The following is a 10,454-nucleotide window of genomic DNA, read 5'->3' as shown; positions in this document are numbered from 1 at the left end:
GCCCACGGCATCCCGGCCCCGTGCTGGAGCACGTCCCGCAGGCCGTCCGAGAGTGCCGAGATCGGCAGCAGGCCGAGTACGTCCTGGACGCCGGGCGGGTACTTGTCCATCGGGACGATGACCCCGCCGCCGACGAGCAGCAGCAGGAACACCAGGTTCGCGGCGGCCAGCGTGGCCTCCGCCTTCAGGGTGCCCGCCATCAGCAGGCCGAGGCCGGAGAAGGCCGCCGTGCCGAGGATCAGGAGCAGGAACACCGCGAACGGGTTGCCGTGCGGGGACCAGCCGAGCGCGAAGGCGATCGCCGTCAGCAGGATGATCTGGAGGATCTCCGTGACGAGCACCGACGCCGTCTTCGCGGTCATCAGGCCCCAGCGAGGCAGCGGAGAGGATGCGAGGCGCTTCAGGACGCCGTAGCGGCGCTCGAAGCCCGTGGCGATGGCCTGGCCGGTGAACGCCGTCGACATCACGGCCAGGGCGAGGATGCCGGGGGTGAGGAAGTCGACGGACTTGCCCTTGCCGGTGTCGACGATGTCCACCGAGCTGAACAGGACCAGGAGGAGGGTCGGGATGACCACCGTGAGGAGGAGCTGCTCGCCGTTCCGTAGGAGCATCTTCGTTTCGATGGCCGCCTGTGCCGCGATCATGCGGGGGAGCGGGGCCGCCCCGGGCTGCGGGGTGTACGTCCCCGGGACAGTCGTGGTCATGAGCGCAGCTCCTTGCCGGTCAGCTCCAAGAAAACGTCCTCCAGGGTGTGCCGTTCGACCGAGATCTTCTCCGGCATCACCCCGTGCTGCGCACACCAGGAGGTGACCGTGGCGAGCAGTTGCGGGTCGACCTTGCCGCCGACGCGGTAGGAGCCCGGGGTCAGTTCGGCGGCCGTGGAGTCGGCCGGGAGGGCCTTCAGGAGGGAGCCGACGTCGAGGCCGGGGCGGCCGATGAAGCGGAGGGTGTTCTCGGCGCCGCCGCGGCACAGGTCCTCGGGGGAACCCTGCGCGATGACCTTCCCCGCGTCGATGATCGCCACGTCGTCGGCCAACTGCTCGGCCTCGTCCATGTGGTGGGTCGTGAGAATGACGGAGACACCGTCCGTGCGCAGGTCCCGGACCAGGTCCCAGGTCGCACGGCGGGCCTGCGGGTCCAGACCCGCCGTCGGCTCGTCCAGGAAGACCAGTTCCGGGCGGCCTACGACGGCCATCGCGAGCGCGAGGCGTTGTTGCTGGCCCCCGGACAGACGGCGGTACGTCGTGCGGCCGCAACTGCCGAGCCCCAGTCGCTCGATGAGCGCGTCCACGTCCAGCGGGTGCGCGTGCAGCTTGGCGATGTGGCGGAGCATCTCGTCGGCGCGGGCGCCCGAGTAGACGCCACCGGACTGGAGCATCACGCCGATTCTGGGACGCAGCGCGGCGGACTCACGGACCGGGTCGAGGCCCAGGACGCGCACCGTGCCGGCGTCCGGCCTCCGGTACCCCTCGCAGGTCTCGACCGTGGTCGTCTTGCCCGCCCCGTTGGGACCGAGCACCGCGGTGACACCCGTATCGGCCACCAGGTCGAGGCCGTTCACCGCGGTCTTCGTGCCGTACCGCTTCACCAGGGCCTGGACCTGGAGCACGGGCTCACTTCGCATGGGCCCGAGTCTAGGTACGCGGCCCGCGCCTCAGGCGGGCGGGTGCGGGATCTCCCCCGGACGGGACCTCCTCCTCACGGGGGCGGTGCAGCGGCAGCCACCGTTCCGCGTACGCCACGGCGTCCGCCACCGGGAACAGGCGTGCCTCGGCCGCGCCCACCTTCCCCCGGAGGACCGGACGGTCCCGTTCGAAGTCGTGGCCCAGTTCGTCGAAGCGGTCGGAGGTGATCGACACCTCGGTCACCGTCTCCCAGCCGTCCGGTCCGGGGCGGCCGACCTGGACCAGCGGGGACGGGACGCGGTACTCGGCGAGATGGAAGCTCGTGCAGGCGTCGTAGCCCGCGCCGAGCAGCAGCACGCGCGCGTGGAGGGCCTCCAGGCGGGCCAGCGGGCTGCGCTCGCCGAGCCGGCAGTCGGTCGCGTGGCCGGCGGCTATCTCGCCCGCGCGCGGGCCGAGCGCCGCGAAGGACGTCTGCGGGTGCGCGGAGCGCTCGGCGCCGGGCCAGGTGCGGACGGTCTCCGGGACGACCCCGACGCCTCGCGAGGGCGTGACGAGAGGGTCGTAGGACGGCATGGAGGTGCGGATGGTGTCCCACCACTCGCGCGGGACCGGCGGGTTTCCCCAGTGGGCCGGGTCCGAGAGGTCGCCGGTCTGGGTGGGGACGACCAGGGTGCCGTCCGGACCGAGGGCGTCGAGGAGTCCCTGGACGAGCGACACGGCGCCTCCGCAGACCCATCCGAGGGAGCTGAGGGAGGTGTGTGCGAGGAGGATTTCGCCGGGGCGGACGCCCAGCTCGCGCAGTTGTGCGGCGACTGTGTCCCGGGTGACAAGTGGGCCGGTGGGAGGGGGTGTGGGCATGGTCGTGGAGTGTCCTCGATGGGGGTCCGTGGCGCCAGTGGATTGATCGATCAAAGATCGTTTTCGCAGGTCGGATTAGGTATGCCTAAGTGATGCAGCGCACCGTCCATCCGCCGGACGCGGGTTGCCTGCCTCTGAGGAATTACGCAACAATGGCGTTGTGAAAAACGTTGGCGAGGCTCCGCAGGAGGAACTCGCGACCGGTGAGCGGTCCACCCGCAACCGTGTCGCGCGCTCCATCCTGGACCACGGCCCGTCGACCGTGGCCGACCTCGCCGGCCGGCTGGGGCTGACCCAGGCCGCCGTACGCCGTCATCTCGACGCACTCGTCGCCGACGACGTCGTGGAAGCACGTGAGCAGCGGGTCTACGGAGCGCGCACGCGCGGTCGGCCCGCGAAGGTGTTCGCCCTGACCGACTGCGGTCGCGACGCTTTCGACCAGTCCTACGACAAGCTCGCCGCGGACGCGCTGCGCTGGATCGCGGCGCGCGAGGGCGGGGACGAGGCGGTCGTGGCCTTCGCCCGTGACCGCATGGCCGCCCAGGCCGTCGCCTACCGCAAGGTCGTCGAGGCCGCCGCCCCCGAGAACCGCGCGGAAGCCCTGGCCAAGGCCCTGAGCGCGGACGGGTACGCTGCTACGGCGCGTAGCGCACCGGTCGGTGAGCAGCTCTGCCAGCACCACTGCCCCGTCGCCCATGTCGCCGAGCAGTTCCCGCAACTGTGCGAGGCGGAGACCGAGATCTTCTCCCAACTGCTCGGCACCCATGTCCAGCGACTGGCCACCATCGCCCACGGCGACGGCGTGTGCACCACGTTTATCCCGAAGAATTCCAAGACCGTTTCCGATCCACCGCACGCATCTGCACGTACCGCCGGGAGGAACCCCGCATGACGCTCCCCATCGAGGAGACCGCCCACCCCGAGCTTGAGGGTCTGGGTACCTACGAATACGGCTGGGCCGACTCCGACGTGGCCGGTGCCTCCGCGAAGCGCGGCATCAACGAGGACGTCGTCCGGGACATCTCCGGCAAGAAGAACGAGCCGGAGTGGATGACCAAGCTCCGCCTCAAGGGCCTGCGCCTGTTCGAGAAGAAGCCCATGCCGAACTGGGGCTCCGACCTCTCCGGCATCGACTTCGACAACATCAAGTACTTCGTGCGCTCCACGGAGAAGCAGGCGGAGTCCTGGGAGGACCTGCCCGAGGACATCAAGAACACGTACGACAAGCTCGGCATCCCCGAGGCGGAGAAGCAGCGCCTCGTCGCCGGTGTCGCCGCGCAGTACGAGTCCGAGGTCGTCTACCACCAGATCCGTGAGGACCTGGAGGAGCAGGGCGTCATCTTCCTCGACACCGACACCGCGCTGAAGGAGCACCCGGAGCTCTTCAAGGAGTACTTCGGCACCGTCATCCCGGTCGGCGACAACAAGTTCGCGTCGCTGAACAGCGCGGTCTGGTCCGGCGGTTCCTTCATCTACGTGCCGAAGGGCGTGCAGGTCGAGATCCCCCTGCAGGCGTACTTCCGGATCAACACGGAGAACATGGGCCAGTTCGAGCGGACCCTGATCATCGTCGACGAGGGTGCCTACGTGCACTACGTCGAGGGTTGCACGGCCCCGATCTACAAGTCGGACTCGCTGCACTCCGCGGTCGTCGAGATCATCGTCAAGAAGAACGCCCGCTGCCGTTACACGACCATCCAGAACTGGTCGAACAACGTCTACAACCTGGTCACCAAGCGCGCCGTCGCCTACGAGGGCGCGACCATGGAGTGGATCGACGGCAACATCGGCTCCAAGGTGACGATGAAGTACCCGGCCGTCTACCTGATGGGCGAGCACGCCAAGGGCGAGACCCTCTCCATCGCCTTCGCGGGCGAGGGCCAGCACCAGGACGCCGGCTCCAAGATGGTCCACATGGCGCCGAACACGTCGTCCAACATCGTCTCCAAGTCGGTGGCGCGCGGCGGCGGTCGTACGTCCTACCGCGGTCTCGTCGAGATCGGCGAGGGCGCCCACGGCTCCAAGTCGAACGTGCTGTGCGACGCGCTGCTCGTCGACACGATCTCCCGCTCGGACACGTACCCGTACGTGGACGTCCGCGAGGACGACGTGTCCATGGGCCACGAGGCGACCGTCTCCAAGGTCTCCGAGGACCAGCTCTTCTACCTGATGAGCCGCGGTCTGACCGAGTTCGAGGCGATGGCGATGATCGTGCGCGGCTTCGTCGAGCCGATCGCCAAGGAGCTGCCGATGGAGTACGCGCTCGAACTCAACCGGCTGATCGAACTGCAGATGGAAGGCTCGGTCGGTTAAGACCGGTCCTCTGTAAGCAGCAAGCGAATTCTGACGCAGGAAAGAGAGCAGACCGACAGCCATGGCTGAGGCTCAGAGTATTCCGGTGGGGTCCACCACCGCCGGCGCGGTGGCCGTTGCCGCCGAGTCGACCGTCGCCACGCGCATGAGCGCGCCCCCGTCCTTCGACGTGGCGGACTTCCCGGTCCCCCACGGCCGCGAGGAGGAGTGGCGGTTCACCCCGCTGGAACGCCTGCGCGGGCTGCACGACGGCACCGCGGTCGCCACCGGCGACGGTGTGAAGGTCGCCATCGGGGCCCCCGAGGGGGTCACCGTGGAGACCGTCGGCCGTGACGACGCGCGGCTCGGCAAGGCCGGCACCCCGGTGGACCGCGTGGCCGCGCAGGCCTACTCGTCCTTCGAGAAGGCCTCGGTCGTGACCGTCCCCAAGGAGACGGTCCTGACCGAGCCGATCCGCATCGTCGTGCACGGCGAGGGCGGGGTCGCCTACGGCCACCAGGTCGTCGAGCTGGGAGCCTTCGCCGAGGCCGTCGTCGTCATCGACCACACCGGTGACGCGGTCCTCGCCGCCAACGTCGACTACATCCTCGGCGACGGCGCCAAGCTGACCGTCGTCTCCGTCCAGGACTGGGACGACAAGGCCGTACACGTCGGCCAGCACAACGCCCTGATCGGCCGGGACGCCACGTTCAAGTCGTTCGTCGTCACCTTCGGCGGCGACCTCGTACGACTGCACCCGCGCGTGGCCTACGCCGGACCCGGCGGCGAGGCCGAGCTGTTCGGCCTGTACTTCACGGACGCCGGCCAGCACCAGGAGCACCGTCTCCTGGTCGACCACAACACCCCGCACTGCAAGTCGAACGTCGCCTACAAGGGCGCGCTCCAGGGCGAGGGCGCCCACGCGGTGTGGATCGGCGACGTGCTCATCGAGGCCAAGGCCGAGGGCACCGACACGTACGAGATGAACCGCAACCTCGTGCTGACCGACGGCGCCCGGGTCGACTCCGTGCCGAACCTGGAGATCGAGACCGGCGAGATCGTCGGCGCCGGCCACGCGAGTGCTACCGGCCGTTTCGACGACGAGCAGCTCTTCTACCTGATGGCCCGCGGCATCCCGGCCGACGAGGCCCGTCGTCTCGTCGTCCGCGGCTTCTTCGCCGAACTGGTCCAGCAGATCGGTGTCGCCGACATCCAGGAGCGGCTGCTGGAGAAGATCGACGCGGAGCTGGAGGCGTCGGTCTGATGTCGGCCTTCCTGCGCGCCTGCGGGCTGAGCGAGCTGGAGGAGGACACCCCGAAGCGGGTGGAACTCGACGGCACGCCGGTCTCGGTCGTGAAGACCGGGGGGGAGGTGTTCGCGATCAACGACATCTGCTCGCACGCGAACGTCTCGCTCTCCGAGGGCGAGGTGGAGGACTGCCAGATCGAGTGCTGGCTGCACGGCTCCGCGTTCGACCTGCGCACCGGCAAGCCGTCCGGCCTTCCCGCCACCCGCCCCGTACCCGTTTACCCCGTACAGATCGAAGGGGACGACGTGCTCGTCTCCCTCACCCAGGAGTCCTGAGGAACCCATGGCAACGCTTGAAATCCACGACCTGCACGTCACCGTCGAGGCCGACAACGCCACGAAGGAGATCCTCAAGGGCGTCGACCTCACCGTGAAGCAGGGCGAGACCCACGCCATCATGGGCCCGAACGGCTCCGGCAAGTCGACCCTCGCCTACTCGCTCGCGGGCCACCCGAAGTACACGATCACCGGCGGCACCGTCACCCTCGACGGCGAGGACGTCCTGGAGATGTCCGTCGACGAGCGCGCCCGCGCCGGCCTGTTCCTCGCGATGCAGTACCCGGTCGAGGTCCCCGGTGTGTCGGTCTCCAACTTCCTCCGTACGTCCGCCACCGCCGTCCGCGGCGAGGCCCCCAAGCTGCGTACGTGGGTGAAGGAGGTCAAGGAGACCATGGAGCGCCTCTCCATGGACCCGGCCTTCGCCGAGCGCAACGTCAACGAGGGCTTCTCCGGCGGTGAGAAGAAGCGCCACGAGATCCTTCAGCTGGAGCTGCTCAAGCCGAAGATCGCGATCCTCGACGAGACCGACTCCGGCCTGGACGTCGACGCCCTGCGCGTCGTCTCCGAGGGCGTCAACCGCGTCCGCGAGACCGGCGAGGTCGGCACCCTGCTGATCACGCACTACACGCGCATCCTGCGCTACATCAAGCCCGACTTCGTGCACGTCTTCTCCGGCGGCCGAATCGTCGAGTCCGGCGGCGCCGAACTCGCCGACAAGCTGGAGAACGAGGGCTACGAGGCCTACACCACGAAGGGTGGCGTATCCGCGTGACACAGTTGCCGGGCCTCCTCGACACCGAGGCGCTCCGCAAGGACTTCCCCATCCTGGACCGCACGGTTCACGACGGTAAGAAGCTCGTGTACCTGGACAACGCGGCGACCTCGCAGAAGCCGCGCCAGGTGCTCGACGCCCTGAACGAGTACTACGAGCGCTACAACGCCAACGTCCACCGCGGTGTGCATGTGCTCGCCGAGGAGGCCACGGCGCTGTACGAGGGCGCGCGCGACAAGGTCGCGACGTTCATCAACGCGCCCAGCCGCGACGAGGTGATCTTCACCAAGAACGCCTCCGAGTCGCTCAACCTCGTTGCGAACATGCTGGGTTGGGCCGACGAGCCCTACCGCGTGGACCACGAGACCGAGATCGTCATCACGGAGATGGAGCACCACTCCAACATCGTGCCGTGGCAGCTGCTCTCGCAGCGCACGGGCGCGAAGCTGAAGTGGTTCGGCCTCACCGACGACGGCCGCCTGGACCTCTCCAACATCGACGAGATCATCACGGAGAAGACGAAGATCGTCTCCTTCGTCCTGGTGTCGAACATCCTCGGCACGGTCAACCCTGTCGAGAAGATCGTGCGCCGCGCGCAGGAGGTCGGGGCCCTGGTCCTGATCGACGCCTCGCAGGCCGCGCCGCACATGCCGCTGGACGTGCAGGCCCTCCAGGCCGACTTCGTGGCCTTCACCGGCCACAAGATGTGCGGCCCGACGGGCATCGGCGTCCTCTGGGGCCGCCAGGAGCTGCTCGAAGACCTCCCCCCGTTCCTGGGTGGCGGCGAGATGATCGAGACCGTGTCGATGCACTCGTCGACATACGCTCCCGCCCCGCACAAGTTCGAGGCGGGCACCCCGCCGATCGCGCAGGCGGTCGGTCTGGGCGCGGCGATCGACTACTTGTCGGCGATCGGCATGGACAAGATCCTCGCCCATGAGCACGCGCTGACCGAGTACGCGGTGAAGCGCCTGCTGGACGTCCCCGACCTGAAGATCATCGGCCCCACCACGGCCGAGGACCGGGGCGCGGCGATCTCGTTCACGCTGGGTGACATCCACCCGCACGACGTGGGCCAGGTGCTGGACGAGGAAGGCATCGCGGTCCGGGTCGGCCACCACTGCGCCCGCCCCGTCTGCCTGCGCTACGGAATTCCTGCGACCACGCGAGCGTCGTTCTATCTGTACTCCACGCCGGCCGAGATCGACGCACTGGTCGACGGTCTGGAGCACGTACGGAACTTCTTCGGCTGAGGGGCTGGCTGGAATCGTGAAGCTGGATTCGATGTACCAGGAAGTCATCCTGGACCACTACAAGCACCCGCACGGCCGGGGCTTGCGGGATGGCGACGCCGAGGTGCACCACGTCAACCCGACGTGCGGCGACGAGATTACGCTGCGCGTGAAGTACGACGGCGAGCAGATCACGGACATCTCCTACGAGGGCCAGGGCTGCTCCATCAGCCAGGCATCGGCCTCCGTACTGAACGACCTCCTCGTCGGCAAGGAACTGTCCGAGGCGCAGAAGATCCAGGAGACCTTCCTGGAGCTGATGCAGTCCAAGGGCAGGATCGAGCCCGACGACGCGATGGAGGAGGTGCTGGAGGACGCGATCGCGTTCGCCGGCGTCTCCAAGTACCCGGCACGGGTGAAGTGCGCCCTCCTCAGCTGGATGGCGTGGAAGGACGCGACGGCCCAGGCCCTGGGCGGAGCCGACTCCGACGCGGAAAGGAAGATGGCATGAGTGACACCGAGACCATGGAGATCAAGCCCGCCTCCGAGGAGGAGGTCCGCGAGGCCCTCCTCGATGTCGTCGACCCCGAACTGGGCATCGACGTCGTCAACCTCGGCCTGATCTACGGCGTGCACATCGACGACGCCAACATCGCCACCATCGACATGACCCTGACCTCGGCGGCCTGCCCGCTGACGGACGTCATCGAGGACCAGGCCAAGTCCGCGACGGACGGCCTCGTCAACGAACTCCGCATCAACTGGGTGTGGATGCCGCCGTGGGGCCCGGACAAGATCACGGACGACGGACGGGACCAGCTTCGGGCGTTGGGGTTCAACGTCTGAGCCTGCCGACTCACCGGAAACGGCCATACCTTCGGGGTATGGCCGTTTCTTTGCATCACATCGTCATCGACACGCACGATCTGCCGGGGCTCGCCCGCTTCTGGTGCGGGGTGCTGGACTGGCGGGTGCTGTCCGAGAAACCGCGTGAAGTGGTCATCGGGCCAGGGGAGTTCGCGGAGACCGGCATCTGCTTCATGCCGGTGAGTGAGCCGAAGACCGTCAAGAACCGACTGCACTTCGACCTCGCCCCGGAGGGCCAGGAGGCCGAGGTCGAACGTATCCTCGCGCTGGGCGCGCGGCGGGTCGACATCGGGCAGGGCGAGGCCGTGGGCTGGGTGGTGCTCGCCGACCCCGAGGGCAACGAGTTCTGCGTCCTGCGGCCCAAGGCCTCGCTGATCGCCTTTCGTGACACGTCCGCCTAGTCGAGCCCGCCTAGTCGAGCCCGGCCACCAACCGGAACGCCGAGTCGGACCGGTACAGCGTGCTGTCCTGGTAGCGGTCCAGCCTGAGCTGGAAGTCCTCGTGGCGGAGGAAGCGGCCCGGGTAGTTGACCGACTCCAGCATCACCGCGCCGGAGTAGGGCGACGGGCGGGGGCAGAAGGTGGCGTCCTGTTTGAAGAGGGGGGAGCCGTCGTCGCGTTCCGCGCGGAGGATGAAGTTGCGGTGGCGGAGGTAGGTGCCGTCGGCCGTCGTGAAGGAGTAACAGGAGCTGTTCGCAAGGCCCTTGACCAGTTTGAAGGTGGCCGCGCGGCGGGCCGCGGCGGAGCCGGCCGGGTTGAGCTTGACGAAGTCGCCGCTCACCTGCCAGTAGCGGTCTGGGTAGTTGACCGAGCGGACCGACTTCCAGGCGGTGGAGGACGAGGAGCCCGACCCACCCGACGAGCCGGATGAACTCCCGTGGGACGACGTCGACTTGGACGGCGACGGGGACTTCCCGGCGGGCTTCGAGCTGGGTTCCGCGGTGGCGGACGGCGTGGTGCCGGGCGCCTTCGCCGAGGCCGAGTTCGACTTGTGCTCGTCGGGCGTCGGCGTGCTCTGCTTCGACGGGGACGCGTACGAGAGCAGGCCGGGGCCGTCCGCGCCGGCCGGTGCCGTCGGGTCCGCCTTCTTCGTGCGTGACGTGTCGTCAGTTTGCTTGTCCGTCACGACGATCGCCGTGACGCACACGACGATCGTGGTGATGGCGAGCGCCCCGGCGAGATAGAGCCGGCGGGTTCCGGGGGCCCGGGAGCTGTCGGGGGC

Annotated in this window: 13 protein-coding genes; 9 read left to right on the top strand and 4 right to left on the bottom strand. The window is 68.5% G+C overall.

Going from position 1 to position 10,454, the window contains the following annotated elements:
* The 3 genes from AC31A1_RS37865 to AC31A1_RS37855 all read right to left on the bottom strand — a co-directional run.
* Window positions 1–704, bottom strand: a 704-nt coding sequence (locus AC31A1_RS37865; protein ID WP_489657631.1) for an ABC transporter permease, incomplete at its 3' end; no start/stop codon positions are given.
* The gene (locus tag AC31A1_RS37860) at window positions 701–1,624 is read right to left on the bottom strand and encodes an ABC transporter ATP-binding protein (protein ID WP_489657630.1); all 924 of its coding nucleotides are present in this window, start codon (window positions 1,622–1,624) and stop codon (window positions 701–703) included. The genes AC31A1_RS37860 and AC31A1_RS37865, both read right to left, overlap by 4 nt.
* Before the next feature lie 10 nt (window positions 1,625–1,634).
* Complete coding sequence (locus AC31A1_RS37855; protein WP_489657629.1) at window positions 1,635–2,483, bottom strand: AAC(3) family N-acetyltransferase; 849 nt, start codon at window positions 2,481–2,483, stop codon at window positions 1,635–1,637.
* A gap of 160 nt (window positions 2,484–2,643) precedes the next feature.
* Here AC31A1_RS37855 and AC31A1_RS37850 point away from each other — a divergent pair, with 160 nt between their 5' ends.
* From AC31A1_RS37850 to AC31A1_RS37810, 9 genes are all read left to right on the top strand, one after another.
* Window positions 2,644–3,375 (top strand): helix-turn-helix transcriptional regulator, encoded by a 732-nt coding sequence (locus AC31A1_RS37850; protein ID WP_489657628.1) that lies wholly within the window; start codon window positions 2,644–2,646, stop codon window positions 3,373–3,375.
* Window positions 3,372–4,796, top strand: a complete 1,425-nt coding sequence (sufB, locus tag AC31A1_RS37845; RefSeq protein ID WP_362978710.1) for a Fe-S cluster assembly protein SufB — start codon at window positions 3,372–3,374, stop codon at window positions 4,794–4,796. Before AC31A1_RS37850 ends, sufB begins: the two co-directional genes overlap by 4 nt.
* Window positions 4,797–4,857: 61 nt before the next feature.
* A complete protein-coding gene (gene sufD, locus AC31A1_RS37840; protein WP_489657627.1) occupies window positions 4,858–6,039 on the top strand; it encodes a Fe-S cluster assembly protein SufD in 1,182 nt (393 codons plus the stop codon).
* Window positions 6,039–6,359: a non-heme iron oxygenase ferredoxin subunit gene (locus AC31A1_RS37835; protein ID WP_489657626.1), complete on the top strand. Its 321-nt coding sequence runs from the start codon at window positions 6,039–6,041 to the stop codon at window positions 6,357–6,359. Before sufD ends, AC31A1_RS37835 begins: the two co-directional genes overlap by 1 nt.
* Before the next feature lie 7 nt (window positions 6,360–6,366).
* Window positions 6,367–7,134, top strand: coding sequence for a Fe-S cluster assembly ATPase SufC (gene sufC, locus AC31A1_RS37830; RefSeq protein WP_405994106.1), 768 nt, complete (start codon window positions 6,367–6,369; stop codon window positions 7,132–7,134).
* Window positions 7,131–8,387 (top strand): cysteine desulfurase, encoded by a 1,257-nt coding sequence (locus tag AC31A1_RS37825; protein WP_318015600.1) that lies wholly within the window; start codon window positions 7,131–7,133, stop codon window positions 8,385–8,387. Before sufC ends, AC31A1_RS37825 begins: the two co-directional genes overlap by 4 nt.
* 16 nt (window positions 8,388–8,403) lie before the next feature.
* Window positions 8,404–8,877 (top strand): Fe-S cluster assembly sulfur transfer protein SufU, encoded by a 474-nt coding sequence (sufU, locus tag AC31A1_RS37820; protein ID WP_489657625.1) that lies wholly within the window; start codon window positions 8,404–8,406, stop codon window positions 8,875–8,877.
* Window positions 8,874–9,212, top strand: coding sequence for a metal-sulfur cluster assembly factor (locus tag AC31A1_RS37815; protein ID WP_019060535.1), 339 nt, complete (start codon window positions 8,874–8,876; stop codon window positions 9,210–9,212). The genes sufU and AC31A1_RS37815 overlap by 4 nt, the downstream gene beginning before the upstream one ends.
* A 38-nt stretch (window positions 9,213–9,250) precedes the next feature.
* Window positions 9,251–9,634 (top strand): VOC family protein, encoded by a 384-nt coding sequence (locus tag AC31A1_RS37810; RefSeq protein WP_489657624.1) that lies wholly within the window; start codon window positions 9,251–9,253, stop codon window positions 9,632–9,634.
* A 10-nt stretch (window positions 9,635–9,644) separates the two neighbouring features.
* Here AC31A1_RS37810 and AC31A1_RS37805 read toward each other — a convergent pair.
* Window positions 9,645–10,454: AbfB domain-containing protein (locus AC31A1_RS37805; protein WP_489657623.1), on the bottom strand; the 810-nt coding region annotated here is incomplete at its 5' end.

The sequence above is a fragment of the Streptomyces sp. P5F9 genome, from assembly GCF_057961495.1.
Note: the sequence above shows the minus strand (reverse complement) of the source record. Positions and strands in the feature narration are given on the sequence as shown.